This window comes from Asanoa sp. NPDC050611 (assembly GCF_040654855.1).
In the GTDB taxonomy this organism is placed as follows: Bacteria; Actinomycetota; Actinomycetes; order Mycobacteriales; family Micromonosporaceae; genus Asanoa.
Window position 1 is genome coordinate 14,573 of sequence record NZ_JBFAIU010000007.1, and the last position, 15,530, is coordinate 30,102.

Here is a 15,530-nt window from a genome sequence, read left to right on the forward strand (position 1 = left end):
ATGTGGTCGACCACGTCGGACGCCGATGAGTTCCGGACCGTGGTGGGCGCCGCCCTGCGCGCTCGCCCCGTCGAGAACACGCTGCTGCTGACCATCTCGGCGAAGGTGGCCGAGGTCGGTCCCGGTGCCGTCGGCGGTGCCCGGCCGGTGTTCGGCTGGCACACCGACGGCAGCGCCTACGTCTGGACCCCACCCCGGCCGTTGTTGCTCGGCGGCCCGGCGACGCCCGCGGCCGCGGTGGAGCTGGCCGGCCAGCTGGCCGACGTGCCGGGCGTCAACTCGACCGACGAGGTGGCCAAGGCGTTCGCCGAGGCCTGGTGCCGGCGCACGGGCGCCACCGCCCGGCCCGGCCTGCGGTCGCGGCTCTACTGCCTCGGCGACCTGGTCGTGCCGGAGGTGGCGGGCCACGCCCGGGTGGCCGGCCCGGCCGACCGCGACCTGCTGATCGCGTGGCTCACCGCGTGCGGCGCGGAGCTGCACGAGCCGCTCACCGCGGCCGGTGAGACCGTCGACGCCGGCCTGAGCTACGGCGCCTACCACCTCTGGGAGGACGGCGGTGCTCCGGTCGCCCTGGCCGGGATGCGCAAGCCGGCCGGCGGCGTCGTCCGGGTCGGTCCCGTCTACACGCCGCCCGAGCACCGCGGCCGCGGCTACGGCTCGGCCGTGACGGCCGCCATCAGCGCCGCCGCGCGCCCGCACGAGGTCGTCCTCTTCACCGACCTGGCCAACCCGACCAGCAACTCGATATACACGAAGATCGGCTACCACCCGGTCGAGGATCGCCAGGTCTACGAGTTCTGACGGCCCGGGTCCGGCATCCTGTCCGCATGCCCCCGAAGTTCGCGAGTGTCGACGACTACATCGACGCGCTGCCCGCCGAGCAGCAGGAGATCACCCGGCGGATGCGGCGGACGGTGCTCGACGCGCTGCCGAACACCGGCGAGAAGATCAGCTACAACATCCCGGCGGTCACCGTCGACGGCAGGGTGCTCGTCTACTACGCCGCCTGGAAGAAGTTCGTCTCGCTCTACCCCGCTCCCCGGGGCGATGAGGACTTCGAGCGCGCCGTCGCGCCGTACCGCGGCGCCAAGGACGCCCTGCAGTTCCGGTGGAGCGAGCCGATCCCGTGGGACCTGGTCGTGCGCGTCGTCCGGGTGATGCACGACCAGCGGAGCTAGCGAAGGGGCCCCCGGATCGACCGGGGGCCCCTCGTCTCGCGGTCAGCTCAGCCGAGCAGGTGTCGCACGGCCCGTTTGACCAGGTCGTTGCGCTCCGCGGGCGCGAGGCCCTCGAAGCCGAACCCGGTGTAGACGCTGTCCTGCGTGGTGATCACGGCGCCTTCCTCGAACCCGAGCTGGGTCCGGCTCCAGTCCGTGACGTTCGGTGCCGAGCCCGGCGGCGGGCCGAGCACCGTGAAGCCGCCCAGGTCCGTCTCGAACCCGGTCGACGCCACCGGCGCCCCGTTGGCCGTGATCCGCACGTCGTCGACGAACGCGGCCAGTCCCTCGGTGCCCCAGTCGGTCATGTAGGTGATGGAGACCTCGACCTGCTTGCCAGCGAACTGGGACAGGTCGGCCACCCACTCCTTCCAGCCGCCGGAGGAGCCGGTCGCCGCGTTCCAGGTGCCGGTCGTGCCCTCGGGCAGGCACGGCTCCGTGGTCGAGACGAACTCGACGTAGTGGTTGAGCTGCGGGTGCAGCCGGGCCGGCGAGTTCGCCGTGCAGCTGTCGCCCGCGTTGTTGCTGGTCTTGCCGTTGACGTCCGGCAGCGTCGTCCAGTTGTCGGTGCCCACCTCGTGCGCCTCGACGAACATGAAGTCCCAGTTCGTCTCGATGTCGTACGAGGTCATGAAGCGCAGCTCCGCCGTCGTGGCCTGGGTCAGGTCGATCGTCCGGCCGAGCCGCTTGTACGCCTCGTCACCGCGCCCGCTGAAGGCGTAGTAGTCGCCCTCGAACGGGTCGAACGGCGGCGCACCCGGTCGGACCCAGCCGACCGGCGCGGCGCTGTTGCCGAACTGCGGGAACTCGTCCTCCGGCAGGATGCTCGACGTGGCCAGGAACGACGCGGTGTGGTCCTGGTTCTGCGCGGAGCCCGGCGCGTTGAGCGTGCCCGTGAAGCCGGTGAACCGGCCGCTGCGGCCGCTCAGCGGCTGCGGGTTGCCCTCGTCGTCGGAACCCGAGCCGTCGATGTACGCGTACGCGCCCAGGTAGTACTGCTGGAAGTCGTTGAACAGCGGCAGGCACGGCGGGTCGTTCGGGTCCGTGCACTCCGGCTGCGTCGGGAAGTCCGGCTCGTAGTAGTAGGAGCCGTTGATCCCCTGTGCGTACATCGCGTACTTGCCGGTGATGAAGATCTTGCCGCCCTCGTTGACGTAGTCGCGGACCGCCAGCTCGGTGTCCAGCGCCGACTTCGCCGCGGTGCCGCCCACCTGGCCGGTCGCCCGCGGGATGATGTCGTCACCGGTCTCCCACACCACGGCCTTGTAGTGCGAGAGCACGCCCAGCGGGTGGGGTGCCTTGCGGCCGCGGGTGTCGAAGTCGTAGACGTCGCTGCTGCGCCCGGCCGCGGTCAGCGCGGCCTGCATCTCGTCGGCATACTTCGCTGACGTGCCCGTCTGCGCCGGGCTGATGCCGGTCACGTCCTCGGCCGCCAGCACCAGCACGTCGCCACCGATGTCCTGGGACACCGTGTAGGTGAAGTGCTCGCTGGCCACGTTGCCCTTGCCGGGCTTCCGGCCGGTGAACCAGACCTCGACCGAGTCGCCCTTCTTCGTGCCGGTCACGTTGCCGCGCAACTCGGCGTAGTAGTCGTGGCCCTCGTTGCCGTAGCGTTCGCCGCCCCGCCACTCGCGTACGCCCGTGGTGCGCGGGCGGCCGCCGTTGACGGTGTAGTGCATCTCCACGTCGCGCAGCGCGCGCCGGGCGGTCACCGCGACCGGCTGGCGGGTGCCGTACGAGACGTCGAACGTGTCGACGACGAAGTCCGGCGTGGAACGGCCGACCGAGGAGACCGGGTCGTCCGGGTCCAGCGCCGAGCGGCCCGTGGCGATGGCGAACGGGATGTTCTTCTCGAACTCCGCCTGGATCAGCTCTTCGTCGTCCGGGAAGATGAAGTCGCTGACGCAGTCTTCCGCCAGCCACTCGTCGTCGGGCACGGAGTTGGCCGCGGCCGCGCAGGTGCTCATCTCAGGCGTGAAGCCCAGGCCGCCCCAGCGGTGCGACAGGCCCGAGTCGGCGTCGCCGTTGGTGGTGTAGAGCTCGGCCGAGATGTCGGGGTCGTAGCCCGGCACGGCGGGGTGCTCGTCGTCGCCGGCCATCGCGATCGAGATGACGTCGTCCGGTGACGGCGTGCTGACCTGCCAGCCCACGCCGTAGAGCAGGAGCTGGGCGGCCGAGTGGTAGTTGATGAAGAACTCGGGCCGGATCTTGCTGTAGAGCGAGTGCAGCGCCTTGGTCTCCGGCTCGGAGTCCGGGCCCGGGCCACGGTAGGTGTCGCTGGTGATCTGCGGCGACGAGCCCTCGTTGTCGTAGCCCCACTTGTAGCCGAAGTTCCGGTTGAGGTCGACGCCGTCGAGGGAGGTGATCTGCCCGTCACCGTCGTTGTCCCGCAGGTTCTTGCGCCACAGCCGGTTGTCGGGGGTGAACGTGTAGTCGTAGCCGTCGGGGTTGGCCACGGGCGCGAACCACAGCTCGGTCGTGTCGACCAGCTTGGTGATCACCGGGTCCTTGCCGTAGTTGTCGAGCACGTAGTGCAGCAACCGGCGGGTCATCTCGACCGTGATCCACTCACGCGCGTGCTGCGCGCCCATGTAGAGCGTCGCGGGGCGGGAGCCGTCGCGGACGTTCTTCGCGTTCTTGGTGACGCGTACCGCGGTCATCGTCTTGCCCTGGGTGGTCTTCCCGTAGTTGACCACCTCGGCGAGCTTGGGGTAGCGGGCCGCGGTGGCGACCAGTTCGTCGCGGATGCCCCCGGGCTCGTTGTAGGGCCGGAACGCCTCCCAGCCGGCCTTCGCCTGCTCGCGGAGCACCTGCGACGCGGCCTTGCCGCGGACCTTCTTGACCTCGAGCTTGACGCCCTGGTCAGCGAGCCGGTCGGCGGACCGCTTGCTGAGCACGGCCTCCACGCGGGTGTTCGTGCCCGCGGCGCCCACGGTGACCTCTTCGGCGTCGACGCCCGCCGCGCGGAGGTCGTCAAGCTGGGCCGGTGTCACGGTCCCGACGTAGACCTCGAGGCGGTCACCCGGTTCGGGTGCCTTCGCCTGGGCCGGTGACGCCGCCATCAGCGCCGCGACCAGAGTGGCGGCGGTCGCCGCCCCCAGCCATCGTCTAGATCTCATCCATCCCCCTCGCTCATGACAAAGGGGCTCCTCGACGTCGAGGAGCACCAATGTGGAGCCTGCCGACTGTGTAGGCGTCGGTCAATGGATGGCGACCCTTGACGGATCCCTACGGTTTACGGGCGGCTACGGGAGGTCAACGACGGAGCGTGCGGACTGTGGCGGACGGCCCAGAGCGCCGCCTCGGTGCGCGACGCGGTGCCGGTCTTGCGCAGCAGGTTGGAGACGTGCACGGTGACGGTACGCACCGAGATGCCCAGCGCCCGCGCGATCTGCTTGTTGGCCATGCCGTCGCGCAGGCAGACCAGCACCTCGACCTCGCGCGCGGTGAGCTCGACGGTCGGCTCGGTCGGCGGCTCGCCCGCCGGCGCGACCAGCAGGTCGGCCACGTCGTCGGCCGGCGTGGTGGCGACCAGTTCGGTCAGCCGGTACGCGTTGCCGCCGGTGCGGTTCCACACCTCGTGGGCCGCGCCGGGCGTGATCTCCCGGTCCGGGTAGACCTGCGCCAGGACGCCCGCCACGTCGGCCGGCCGCAGCGGCCCGAGGTGCGCCCGGACCGCGCCGGGCGTGCCGGTGAGCCGGGCCAGCGTGCGCGCGACCAGCGGGTCGGCGCTCGGCCGGCTCGTGACCAGCAGCAGCGCCGGCAGGCCGGTCGCCGCAGCCAGCTCGCCGACCAGGTTGAGGCTGGCGGGGTCGAGGGCGTGCAGGTCCTCGACGACGAGCACGGCCGGGCCGGTGCCGGCCAGCGCGCGGACCACCCGGGTGGCGACGCGCAGCAGGGCGCCCGGCGCGAACCGCTCGACCGGGGCCGCGTCGTGCTGCGCGAGCCACGCCAACGCGGGGGTCGGCGCGGGCAGGCCGCGGGTGTCACGGCCGCTGAGCACGGCGGCCAGCCAGTCGTACGGCGCCGGCGAGTGGATCCGGGCCTGGCCGGTGAGCACCGTCCCGGGTGCGGGGTCGAGCTCGCCGAGCACGGCCGCGACCAGCGCGCTCTTGCCGGTGCCGGCGTCGCCGGTGACGACCGCGACCTGCGGCCCCGCGCCGTCGCTGAGCGCGGTCCAGGCGGCGGCCAGCTCGGCGCGTTCCCGCGCTCGACCGACCAGCGTCACCGGCATCACGCGCCTACCCTACGAAATACTGCGTAGAGACTGCGATCGACGGGTTTGAGATGCTCGTACGCATGCCCCGCTTGATCTTGCAGGCCGTGACCGTGACCGACGTCGGGCCGGCCCGGCCCAACAACGAGGACGCCGCGTTCGCCGGGCAGCGCCTGGTGGTGATCGCCGACGGGGTCGGCGGCATGCCGGCCGGCGAGACGGCCAGCCAGATCGTCATCGAGACCTTGCGCGGGCTGGAGAACGCGGACAGCGCCGATCCGGCGGCCGCGCTGGCCGGCGCCGTCGAGCAGGCCAACGCCCGGATCGCCGCCGAGGGCCAGGGCGCCGGCACGACCGTCACCGCGGGCCTCCTGCACGGCGACCAGCTCGGTCTGCTGCACGTGGGCGACTCCCGCGGCTACCTGCTCGCGGCCGGTGCGCCCGACATGGTCCGGCTGACCCGCGACGACACCTTCGTGCAGCTGCTCGTGGACCGGGGCGCGCTGACGGCCGAGGAGGCCCGCGGCCACCCGCGCCGCTCGGTGATCACGCAGGCGGTGCAGGGCGAGTCCTACCAGGCGGCCACGGCCCTGCTGCCGGTCGAGGCCGGCGACCGGCTGTTGCTGTGCAGCGACGGGCTCTCCGACTACGTCGAGGACGCGACGATCGGGCGTACGCTGCGCGAGGTTGCTGATCTTGATGCGTGCGCCAAGGAGCTCGTGGCGCAGGCACTCGCCGCGGGCACCTACGACAACGTCACCGTGGTGGTCGCCGACGTCGTGGCGGTCTAGACCCCGAGAACCCGCTCGGTGTACGCGTTGGCGAACACCCGCCGCGGGTCGAGCCGGTCGCGCAGCGCGACGAACTCGTCGAACCGCGGGTAGACCGGCCGCAGCGACTCGGCGTCGCGATAGTGCAGCTTGCCCCAGTGCGGCCGGCCGCCCAGCTCACGGGCGACGCGCTCGACCGCCCGGAAGTAGGGCTCGTAGGGCGCACCGACGAACTGGTGCACCGCGACGTAGACCGAGTCTCGCCCGTAGCCGTGCGACAGCGGGATGTCGTCGGCGGCGGTGAACCGCACCTCGACCGGGAACTGCACCTTGAACGGCAGCCCTTCGACGATCTTGGGCAGCTCGCTCAGCATCGTCGGGAACGCCTCGCGCGGCAGGCCGTACTCCATCTCCGTGAACCGCACCCGGCGCGGCGTGCAGAAGACCGCGTCGGACCGTCCCGTGTAGACCCGCTCGGTGAGCGCCCGCGCGGAGATCGCGTTGATCGGACCGACCGCCGCCGGCACCGCGCGGCCCAGCCGGCAGGCGCCGGCGAACACCGTGTTGGCGAGGAAGTCGTCGTCGAGCCAGCCGCGCCAGCCGGGCAGCGGGCGGTCGTCGGCCGGCACCCGGTTGTTGGTCTTGATCTGGACCCGATCGGTGTACGGGAACCAGTAGAGGTCGCAGTGGTCGTTGTCGGCGACCAGCTCCGGCCAGCCGGTCAGCACGTCGGCCAGCCGGCCGGGCCGCTCGTGCGCGCGCAGCGTGAACGCCTCGACGCACTGCAGGGTCACCTCGGTGAGCACGCCCAGCGCGCCGAGCCCGACCCGGGCGGCTTCGAACACCTCGGGCGCGTTGTCCGCGTCGCAGGTCAGCACCTCACCGTTGCCGGTGACCAGGGTCAGACCGACGACGAACGTGGACAGGCAGCCGTAGGCCGCGCCGGTGCCGTGCGTACCCGTCGAGATCGCTCCGGCGATGGTCTGCGCGTCGATGTCGCCGAGGTTGGGCAGGGCGAGGCCGTGGGTCGCGAGCAGCGCGTTGAGGGTCGCGAGCGTCATCCCGGCGGGCACGGTCACCCGGCGCCGCCGCGGGTCGACGTCGACCGGTCCGGCCAGCGCGCCCAGGTCGACCCGCACACCGTCGGTGACGGCGATGTCGGTGAAGGAATGCCCGGAGCCGACCGGCTTGACCCGCTCACCGCGGTTGGCGGCGGCCACGACGACCTGGGCCAGCTTGTCGACGCTGCCGGGTCGTGCGACGCTCCCGGCGGCCCGCTGATTGCCCGCCCAGTTGCGCCATTGGGGCACGCTGGTCATGGCTGCTCGACTCGCGGTCATGGCGGCCTCCACAATATGAACAGCATTCATATCAGTGTTCGGGGCCGCGCGTAAGAGTGTGCTCGAGATAGTCCGCGCAAATACCGCCCTTCTGCTGAATACCTCTCATCCGGGTTGCTCGTTGATCCGAGTAACGTTCCCCCCGCGCGGGGCCGAAAGAGGAAGGATGTGGTGAGGCATGACGACATCAGCCGTCACCACGGGCCCGCTGCGCCGGGTGCCGGTGCAAGGCCGCAGTGTGGCCCGTGTCCAGCGGATGCTCGACGCGTGCGCCGAGATCGTCGACGAGGTCGGCTACGAGGGCCTGACGACCACTTTGCTCGCCGAGCGGGCCGAGGTGGCGATCGGCTCGGTCTACCAGTTCTTCCCGGACAAGCGGGCCATCGTCCAGGCGCTCACGCTGCGCAACATGGAGGCCTACCTGGAGCGGCTGGCCAACCGGTTCGGCAGCGGCACGTTCGCCGACTGGTGGGAAGGCGTCGACGCCGGCATCGACGAGTACATCGAGATGCACCGCACCGTGCCCGGCTTCCGGACCCTGCACTTCGGCGACGTCGTCGACGTGCACCTGCTCGACGAGGAGCGCGACAACAACGCGGTCATCGCCGAACAGCTCGCCCGGCTGCTCGTCGAGCAGTTCCACGTGGCCGACGAGCCACGCCTGCGGTTCGCCCTGGAAATCGCGGTCGAGGCCGCCGACGCGCTGATCAAGCTGGCGTTCCGCCGCCGCACCGACGGAGACGAGCAGGTGCTCGCGGAGGCCAAGGCGCTGATCCGCGAATACCTGCACCGGCACGTCTCGGTGTAGCGCGGCCGTCAGCCGCTGTCAGAGGAAGGCGTGGCCCTCGCCGCGGTAGGTCGCCTCGGCACCCACCACGGCGTCCCCCTCGACCAGGTGCAGCTCGTTGACGTGCTCGCACAGCTCGCCGGCCTTCGCGTGCCGGAACCAGACCCGGTCGCCGATCCGCAACGGATCGGCGGCCGGGCCGCGTAGCGGGGTCTGCACCTCGCCGGCGCCCTCGGTGCCGATCAGCGTGAGCCCGGCGGGCAGCCACGGAGTCGGCTGCCGGCTCGGCTCCGTCGGTCCCGACGCGATCCAGCCGCCGCCCAGCACGGTGACCAGGCCGTTGCCCGGTCGCCGGACGACCGGCTGCGCGAAGAACGCGGCCGGGGTCGGGCGCCAGGCCGTGTAGGCGTCGAACAGCGTCGGGCCGTAGAGCCCGGAGCCGGCGGTGATCTCGGTGACCGCCGGGTCGGCGCCGGTGAGCCGGACGCTGCCGGTGCCGCCGCCGTTGACGAACTCCAGGTCGGCGACCTCGCGGACGGCGTCGACCGCGGCACCGCGGCGGGCCAGCAGCTCGCGGTAGGAGCGGCGCTGGATCGCCCGGATCGCCAGGCCCCGTGCGCGGCGGCCGGGTGGTGCGTCGCCCAGGCCGGCGATCTGTGCCTCGTACGACATGATCCCGACCAGCCGGAACGCGGGGCGCTTGGCGATCGCCTCGGCGAGCGCGCGGGCCTCGCCGGGCGCGTGCACCGGCGAGCGGAACACGCCCAGGTGGACCCGCCCGCCGGCGAGCCGGTAGGACGCGTCGAGGTCGATGCAGAGCCGGATCTCCGCGGCTCCCGTCACCGACTCGACGAAGTCGAGCTGTTCCGCACTGTCCACCATCAGGGTGACACCGGCCCGCAGCCGGTCGTCGCGGGCCAGGTCACGCAGGGCGGCGCGGTCGGCGGTCGGATAGGCGACTACGGCGTCGTCCGTAACGCCGCCGCGGACCAGCCAGTTGGCCTCGGCGAGTGTGAAGGCGAGCACACCTTGCCAGCCCGGCCGGCGCAGCACCCGGGTGAGCAGGGCGCGGCAGCGCACCGACTTGCTCGCGACCCGCAGCGGCTTGCCGGCAGCGCGTGTGACCAGGGCATCCGCGTTGGCGTCGAACGCCGCGAGGTCGACGACGGCGAACGGCGGATCGATTTCCGCGGTCGCCAGGTCGAGCCTTGCCCTTTGCGAGGTTTCGGGGGTTTTACCGGACACATCTGCACGGTAGCGGGTGGGAATGCAATGCGAAACACCCTCGTGTATTACGGGTCCTCCAGGGTGAATCGCTGCAGCTAGGGTCAGGGGAATGTCGGGGTGGGCGTGATCGTCCGCGCCGCTAAAGTGTGGTTCGGGGGAGCCCAGCGATGGGCCGGCACGCGGAGGTACGGCCATCGACACGAATGTCAGCGGCGAAGAGCTAGATCCGCCCGCCGAACGATCCCGCGCGTCCGCCACCAACCGTTCGCAGCAGGTCGACCTCTCCGGTGCGAGCGCCCTGCGGGCCGTGCTCCGCATCCGCCCGTTCCGCCGGCTGTGGCTGGTGCTCGGCGTCGCCTCCCTCGGTGACTGGCTGGGCCTGCTGGCCACCTCGATCTTCGCGTCGGCACAGGTCAGCGGCGACACGGCGAAGGGCCTCGCGTTCGGCGGCGTGATCGCCGTACGCCTGCTGCCGGCTCTTGTCCTCGGCCCCGTTGCCGGCGTGCTGGCCGACCGGTTCGACCGCCGCTACACCATGGTCATCTGCGACCTGCTGCGGTTCGTGCTGTTCGCGTCGATCCCGCTGGTCGCGCTGCTCGGCTTCTCCGGCGGGCTGGTCGTCGGGTGGGCGGCGATCGCCACCTTCATCATCGAGGCGATCACGCTGATCTGGATCCCGGCCAAGGAGGCCGCGGTCCCGAACCTGATCCCCAAGGCCCGGCTCGAGGTCTCCAACCAGCTGACCCTGATCACGACGTACGGGCTGACGCCGGTGCTCGCGGCGATCGGCCTGGCCGCGCTGGACGCCAGCGTCCGGGGCATCACCGGCACCGAGCCGGCCAACTGGGCCGAGCCCGCCCAGCTCGCGCTCTGGTTCAACGCGTTCTCCCGGCTGGCCACCGCGATCGTCGTCTTCTACGGCATCAAGGAGATCAGCGGCCGCAGCTCGCAGGAGGACCGCGAGAACACCAGCATGCTGCGGCAGTTCGTTGACGGCTGGAAGTTCATCGGCAACTCGCCGCTCGTCCGCGGCCTGGTCCTGGGCATCTTCGGCGCGTTCGCCGGCGGTGGCGTGGTGATCGGCACCGCCCGGTTCTTCACCCAGTCCCTCGACGCCGGTGACGCCGCCTTCTACCTGCTGTTCGCGTTCCTGTTCGTCGGGCTCTCGGTCGGCATCGGCCTCGGTCCGGCGATCATCAAGGACCTGTCGCGGCGGCGCTGGTTCGGCATGAGCATCGTGCTGGCCGCCGCGTCCGTGATCGTCCTGGCCGCCTCGATCCACCTGTCGATGGCGATCGTCGGCGCGGTCCTGGTCGGCGCCGGCGCGGGCATGGCGTTCCTCGCCGGCATCACGCTGCTGGGTCAGGAGGTCGCCGACGAGGTACGCGGCCGCGTGTTCGCGGTGGTCCAGACCGGCACCCGCGTGGTCCTGATGATCGCGATCGCGCTGTCCAGCCTGCTGGTCGGCGTCGGCGGCTCGCGCAAGCTGGAGCTGGCCTCGCTGGGCGTCTCGATCTCCTCGACGCGGCTGCTCCTGCTGATCGCGGGCGTGGCCGGCATCCTGTCCGGGATCAGCGCCTTCAAGCAGATGGACGACAAGCCCGGCGTCGGCGTGCTGGCCGACCTCTGGGGCTCGATGCGTGGCCGCCCGCTCTCGCCGGCCGAGCCGTCCGCCTGGCGCGGCGTGTTCGTGGTCTTCGAGGGCGGCGAGGGCAGCGGCAAGTCGACCCAGGTCACCGCGCTGGCCGAGGCGCTGCGGGCCGAGGGGCGCGACGTCGTCGTGACCCGCGAGCCCGGCGCCACCGACGTCGGGGTCCGGATCCGCGAGATGGTGCTGTCGGGCGACACCGACCTGTCGCCCCGGGCCGAGGCGCTGCTCTATGCGGCCGACCGGGCCCACCACGTGGCCACGGTCGTGCGGCCGGCGCTGGCCCGCGGCGCGGTCGTGATCAGCGACCGGTACGTCGACTCGTCGCTGGCCTACCAGGGCGCCGGGCGCACGTTGCCGGTCGAAGAGGTCTCCTGGCTCTCGTCCTGGGCGACCGGTGGGCTCAAGCCCGACCTCGTGGTGCTGCTCGACATCGACCCCACGGCCGGCCTGGCCCGGGTCGCCGCGCGGGGTGCGCACGACCGGCTCGAGACCGAGTCGCTGGCGTTCCACGAGCGCGTCCGTTACGCGTTCCTCGACCTGGCCGCCGCGGACCCGCGGCGCTATCTGGTTCTCGACGGCACGCGGCCGGCCGACGAGATCGCGCTGGCGGTGTTCGACCGGGTGACGCCGATGTTGGGTGATCCGGGCCCGGAGCACCCCGGGCCGGCCAAACAGCCCGACACCTCGACCGAGCCGGAGTTGTCGGAGCAGGAGATAGCCTCGATTGCCGAGGCGGCGCAGCGGGGCGAGCCCGACTCCGGCCCGACCGAAACGGACGAACCGGACGAAGGCCAGCCCCGGATGTCCGTGCAGCGGGCCGTACCGCCTGATCGGGAGTTGGAACCACGTGGCTGACGTCTTCGCCGACCTGGTGGGCCAGCAGGAGGCCGTCGACACCCTGCGCCGCGCTGCGGCGGGTGCGGTGGCCATCCTCGACGGCTCGGGCACCGGCGCGGCGATGACGCACGCTTGGATCTTCACCGGCCCGCCCGGCTCGGGCCGCTCGGTCGCGGCCCGCGCGCTCGCCGCGGCGCTGCAGTGCGCGACCGGGGTCGGTTGCGGCGACTGCGCCGGCTGCCGCACGACCCTCGGCGGCACCCACGCCGACGTGCGGATGGTCACCCCCGACGGCCTGTCGATCGGCGTCAACGAGATGCGCGCGCTGGTGCTGCGGGCGGCCAGCGCACCGACCGGCGGGCGCTGGCAGGTCGTGGTCATCGAGGACGCCGACCGGCTCACCGAGCAGGCCGGCAACGCGCTGCTGAAGGCGATCGAGGAGCCGCCGCCGCGGACGGTCTTCCTGCTCTGCACGCCGTCGACCCACCCGGACGACATCTCCGTGACGATCCGGTCCCGGTGCCGCGTAGTCACGCTGCGGCAGCCGCCGGCACTGGCGGTCGCGTCGGTGCTGACGTCCCGCGACGGCATCGACCCGGACACGGCGGCCTGGGCGGCCGCGGCGGCTCAGGGCCACGTCGGCCGGGCCCGCCGGCTGGCCCGCGACGTCGACGCCCGCCGCCGCCGCGAGGCGGTGCTGGCCGTGCCGCGCCGGCTGACCGGCGTGGGCGCCTGCTTCGACGCCGCGTCCGCCCTGATCGAGTCGGCCGAGGCCGAGGCGGAAGCCGCGGTGTCCGAGATGGACGCCGCGGAACGCACCGCGCTGGAGACCGCCCTGGGCGCGGGCGGCACGGGCCGGGGCGCCTCGGGCGCCATCCGCGGCGCGGCCGGGCAGCTCAAGGACCTGGAGAAGCGCCAGAAGTCCCGGGCGACGCGGGCGCAGCGGGACGCGCTCGACCGCGCGCTGGTCGACCTGGCGGGCTTCTACCGCGACGTGCTGGTCCGCACGATGGCGGCCCCGGTCGACCCGGTGCACACGGACGCGACGTCGCTGGCCGAGGCCGCGGCTCGCAAGTGGAGCCCGGACGACGCCCTCCGCCGCCTGGAAGCGGTGCTGGAGTGCCGCACGGCCATCGAGGCGAACGTCAAGCCCCGCATCGCCGTCGAAGCGATGATGCTCTCCCTCTGGAACTAGGCCCTGTTTCGTATCTGACGCCGGGCTGCGGCGGGCCCAGCCGGCGGCTGGACGCACGGCGACTTCACCCGGATACAACACCGGTATCCGGGCAAAGCCGCCGCACGCCCAGCCGCCGGCTGGACTCCGCCTCGCCTCGACCCCAGATACGAAACAGGGCCTAGTTATCCACAGGCGGACTTTCGCGTTGGTGGACGCAGCGGTACGGTTCGATGCCTGGACGACGTGTGGTGGTGGTCGCGACACGGTCGGTGAGGGAGCCGGATGCCGCCAGAGATCGACGAGAGCTGGGTCGAGAAGGCGATCGACCGCTACCGCCGCATCGAGTCCTTACGCGACGAGTTCGACCGGGCGGCGCGGGCGACGGAGGTGACGGTCCGCTCGTCCGACGGCCTCGTCGAGGTGGTCGTGACGGCGGCGGGTGAGGTGACGGAGGTGCGCGTGGTCGGCAGCCTGCACGGCCGCGGCAACCGCGACCTCTCGGTGTCCCTGACCACCACGATCGCGGCAGCTGCCGACGCGGCGCGCTGGGCGCGCGACAAGCTGCGGGCGGAGACGTTCGCTGATTATCCGCCGCTGGGGGAGCCATGACGTCGCCGTTGGAGGCGGTCGCACGCCGCCTCGACGAGCTGGCCACGGACCTGATCGGCGGCTCGGCGGCTGGGGCCGCGTCTGGCGGGGCAACCTTGGCCGGCACGGACCGACGCCCGGCCTCGGCGGGCCTGCGCACCGGGGTGGACCTCGCTCCGGCCGCCTTTGGCGGCGATCTGCCCGGTCGGCTCGGCACGTTGGGTCGGGAGCTCTATGCGCGCTGGTCGGGCGAGTTGGCCGAGCACGACCGCGCCGCAGGCGCGCTGGCCGCGCGGCTGACCGACACGGCGGCGACGCTACGCAGCGCCGGCGGCGGTTACGCCGGCGTGGAGGACGAGGCTGTTCGCCGCGGCAACGAGGCGGGTGGGTCATGACCGACGCCCTCGACCATGTCGCCGTGCCGGCGGGCGATCTGCTGGGCCGCGTCGATGACCTGCTGGCCCGCTTCGGCGCGCCCGACGACGACCCCGTCTGGCCGCTGCTGCGCCGGGTGCGTGCGCTGCCGGGTGAGGCGGTAAGCGCGCTCGCCGCCGCGTTGCGCGCGGCACCTGTCGCGTCGGCCGGCGATGAAATGCGGGCCCGCTCGGCCGCGTTCGCCGGCGCCCAGGCCGTCGCCGCCACGCCCGTGCCGTGGGATGGGCCCGCGGGCGAGGCCTACGCGGCCCACGGCGGGCGGTTGTCCGCGGACCTGGCCGCCGCCGGCGACGCCCTCTTCGCAACCGGCCGGTTGGCCGACGAGGTCGCCGACTGGATCGACCGCACCCGAGCGCGTCTGGCCCGGGTCCTCGCGGACGTGCTCGCCTCCGCGGAGGCGGTTTCGGTCGTGCTGGGCGCGGACGACGCCGCGCGGGCGGCGGCGACGATCGCGACGCGCGTCCTGTCCACCCTGGACGTCGCGATCAGCGACGGCGAAACCCTGTGGCGCCCGCCCACCGTTGGCCGCGGTGCGACGGCGGGGGCACAGTTCCCAGCCAGCTATGAGCGCATCACCCGACTGGGCGGCTGACTACCCAGCGAGATCGGGTGCGGGGTAGGGGAGCGGATGGGCCGCGGCCGGGCGTAGGCCGTCGAAGATGATGGCCAGGTAGCGCTGCCACAGGTCCGGCGGTGCGTTGGGGACGTAGCTGACCACGTAGTTCGGTGCGCACATCAGCAGGATGACGTCCGCGCCGGTCACGTCCGTGCGGATCGCGCCATGCTCGCGGGCCCGCTCGACGAGCTTCTCCACCGTGTCGAACATGCGGGTCCGCGTCTGCGTGACCTCGGCGCTGATGTCGCCGGCCTCCTGCAGGAACGACAGGTCGCGTTGCTGCCGTTGGTGTGCGGCCGCCGTCAGGAACTCGAGCAGTGCGGCTCCCGCGTCCGGGGCGCTCAGCAGCCGCTGGCCGATCGCGTCCAGCGCGTCGATGCGGTCGATGACGATGGCGGCGAGCAGGTCGTCCTTGGTGGCGAAGTGGCGGAACACCGTGCCCTTGCCGACCCCGGCCCGCCGGGCGATGTCGGCGACCGAGGCGTCCAGGCCCCGCTCGGCGAACTCATCCGCTGCCGCCGCCAGCAGGGACCGCCGGTTGCGGGCGGCATCGGCGCGGAGCGGGCGGGGCGCGGCGGTCACGCCCGCCACCGTAGCAAAGTTGACCGCCCGGTCCGGTTATTGCTAGCTTCATGACGCTAACCTGACCGCCCGGTCCGTTTATGGGAG

14 protein-coding genes are annotated in these 15,530 nt (G+C 72.5%); 9 read left to right on the plus strand and 5 right to left on the minus strand.

Annotated elements, in window-relative coordinates; all coding sequences use genetic code 11:
• Together AB0H87_RS02220 and AB0H87_RS02225 are read left to right on the plus strand one after the other, a co-directional pair.
• The gene (locus tag AB0H87_RS02220; RefSeq protein ID WP_360138182.1) at nt 1-801 is read left to right on the plus strand and encodes a GNAT family N-acetyltransferase; all 801 of its coding nucleotides are present in this window, start codon (nt 1-3) and stop codon (nt 799-801) included.
• A gap of 26 nt (nt 802-827) precedes the next feature.
• Entirely contained in the window at nt 828-1,178 is a 351-nt protein-coding gene (locus AB0H87_RS02225) for a DUF1801 domain-containing protein (RefSeq protein ID WP_360138185.1), read from the plus strand.
• Between the two features lie 47 nt (nt 1,179-1,225).
• On the opposite strand, the gene AB0H87_RS02230 is transcribed toward AB0H87_RS02225, so the two are convergent.
• Nucleotides 1,226-4,336: a M14 family zinc carboxypeptidase gene (locus AB0H87_RS02230; protein ID WP_360138188.1), complete on the minus strand. Its 3,111-nt coding sequence runs from the start codon at nt 4,334-4,336 to the stop codon at nt 1,226-1,228.
• 116 nt (nt 4,337-4,452) lie between these two features.
• On the minus strand, nt 4,453-5,451 hold the full coding sequence (locus AB0H87_RS02235) for an AAA family ATPase (RefSeq protein ID WP_360138318.1): 999 nt from the start codon (nt 5,449-5,451) through the stop codon (nt 4,453-4,455).
• A 65-nt stretch (nt 5,452-5,516) separates the two neighbouring features.
• On the opposite strand from AB0H87_RS02235, the gene AB0H87_RS02240 reads away from it, so the two are divergent.
• Complete coding sequence (locus AB0H87_RS02240) at nt 5,517-6,224, plus strand: protein phosphatase 2C domain-containing protein (RefSeq protein WP_360138191.1); 708 nt, start codon at nt 5,517-5,519, stop codon at nt 6,222-6,224.
• Here AB0H87_RS02240 and AB0H87_RS02245 read toward each other — a convergent pair.
• Nucleotides 6,221-7,522 (minus strand): D-arabinono-1,4-lactone oxidase, encoded by a 1,302-nt coding sequence (locus AB0H87_RS02245; protein WP_360138194.1) that lies wholly within the window; start codon nt 7,520-7,522, stop codon nt 6,221-6,223. The two genes, AB0H87_RS02240 and AB0H87_RS02245, sit on opposite strands and share 4 nt — an antisense overlap.
• 199 nt (nt 7,523-7,721) lie before the next feature.
• On the opposite strand from AB0H87_RS02245, the gene AB0H87_RS02250 reads away from it, so the two are divergent.
• On the plus strand, nt 7,722-8,351 hold the full coding sequence (locus AB0H87_RS02250) for a TetR family transcriptional regulator (RefSeq protein ID WP_089252532.1): 630 nt from the start codon (nt 7,722-7,724) through the stop codon (nt 8,349-8,351).
• 18 nt (nt 8,352-8,369) lie between these two features.
• On the opposite strand, the gene AB0H87_RS02255 is transcribed toward AB0H87_RS02250, so the two are convergent.
• Nucleotides 8,370-9,575, minus strand: coding sequence for an amino acid deaminase/aldolase (locus AB0H87_RS02255; protein WP_360138198.1), 1,206 nt, complete (start codon nt 9,573-9,575; stop codon nt 8,370-8,372).
• Nucleotides 9,576-9,864: 289 nt separating this feature from the next.
• Here AB0H87_RS02255 and tmk point away from each other — a divergent pair, with 289 nt between their 5' ends.
• From tmk to AB0H87_RS02280, 5 genes are all read left to right on the plus strand, one after another.
• On the plus strand, nt 9,865-12,063 hold the full coding sequence (gene tmk, locus AB0H87_RS02260; protein WP_360138201.1) for a dTMP kinase: 2,199 nt from the start codon (nt 9,865-9,867) through the stop codon (nt 12,061-12,063).
• Entirely contained in the window at nt 12,056-13,240 is a 1,185-nt protein-coding gene (locus AB0H87_RS02265) for a DNA polymerase III subunit delta' (protein WP_360138204.1), read from the plus strand. The genes tmk and AB0H87_RS02265 overlap by 8 nt, the downstream gene beginning before the upstream one ends.
• Before the next feature lie 264 nt (nt 13,241-13,504).
• Entirely contained in the window at nt 13,505-13,831 is a 327-nt protein-coding gene (locus AB0H87_RS02270) for a YbaB/EbfC family nucleoid-associated protein (protein WP_360138208.1), read from the plus strand.
• Complete coding sequence (locus AB0H87_RS02275; protein WP_360138211.1) at nt 13,828-14,205, plus strand: hypothetical protein; 378 nt, start codon at nt 13,828-13,830, stop codon at nt 14,203-14,205. Before AB0H87_RS02270 ends, AB0H87_RS02275 begins: the two co-directional genes overlap by 4 nt.
• Entirely contained in the window at nt 14,202-14,837 is a 636-nt protein-coding gene (locus AB0H87_RS02280; RefSeq protein ID WP_360138214.1) for a hypothetical protein, read from the plus strand. The genes AB0H87_RS02275 and AB0H87_RS02280 overlap by 4 nt, the downstream gene beginning before the upstream one ends.
• Here the strand turns inward: AB0H87_RS02280 and AB0H87_RS02285 are convergent, their stop codons facing one another.
• Entirely contained in the window at nt 14,838-15,443 is a 606-nt protein-coding gene (locus AB0H87_RS02285; protein WP_360138217.1) for a helix-turn-helix domain-containing protein, read from the minus strand.
• Nucleotides 15,444-15,530 lie beyond the last annotated feature (87 nt).

What these genes read in the sequence shown, in the direction of transcription:
- AB0H87_RS02220 (WP_360138182.1), top strand. Translation starts at nt 1, where the DNA reads ATGTGGTCGACCACGTCGGACGCCGATGAGTTCCGGACCGTGGTGGGC.
- AB0H87_RS02225 (WP_360138185.1), top strand. Translation starts at nt 828, where the DNA reads ATGCCCCCGAAGTTCGCGAGTGTCGACGACTACATCGACGCGCTGCCC.
- AB0H87_RS02230 (WP_360138188.1), bottom strand. Translation starts at nt 4,336, where the DNA reads ATGAGATCTAGACGATGGCTGGGGGCGGCGACCGCCGCCACTCTGGTC.
- AB0H87_RS02235 (WP_360138318.1), bottom strand. Translation starts at nt 5,451, where the DNA reads ATGCCGGTGACGCTGGTCGGTCGAGCGCGGGAACGCGCCGAGCTGGCC.
- AB0H87_RS02240 (WP_360138191.1), top strand. Translation starts at nt 5,517, where the DNA reads ATGCCCCGCTTGATCTTGCAGGCCGTGACCGTGACCGACGTCGGGCCG.
- AB0H87_RS02245 (WP_360138194.1), bottom strand. Translation starts at nt 7,522, where the DNA reads ATGACCAGCGTGCCCCAATGGCGCAACTGGGCGGGCAATCAGCGGGCC.
- AB0H87_RS02250 (WP_089252532.1), top strand. Translation starts at nt 7,722, where the DNA reads ATGACGACATCAGCCGTCACCACGGGCCCGCTGCGCCGGGTGCCGGTG.
- AB0H87_RS02270 (WP_360138208.1), top strand. Translation starts at nt 13,505, where the DNA reads ATGCCGCCAGAGATCGACGAGAGCTGGGTCGAGAAGGCGATCGACCGC.
- AB0H87_RS02275 (WP_360138211.1), top strand. Translation starts at nt 13,828, where the DNA reads ATGACGTCGCCGTTGGAGGCGGTCGCACGCCGCCTCGACGAGCTGGCC.
- AB0H87_RS02280 (WP_360138214.1), top strand. Translation starts at nt 14,202, where the DNA reads ATGACCGACGCCCTCGACCATGTCGCCGTGCCGGCGGGCGATCTGCTG.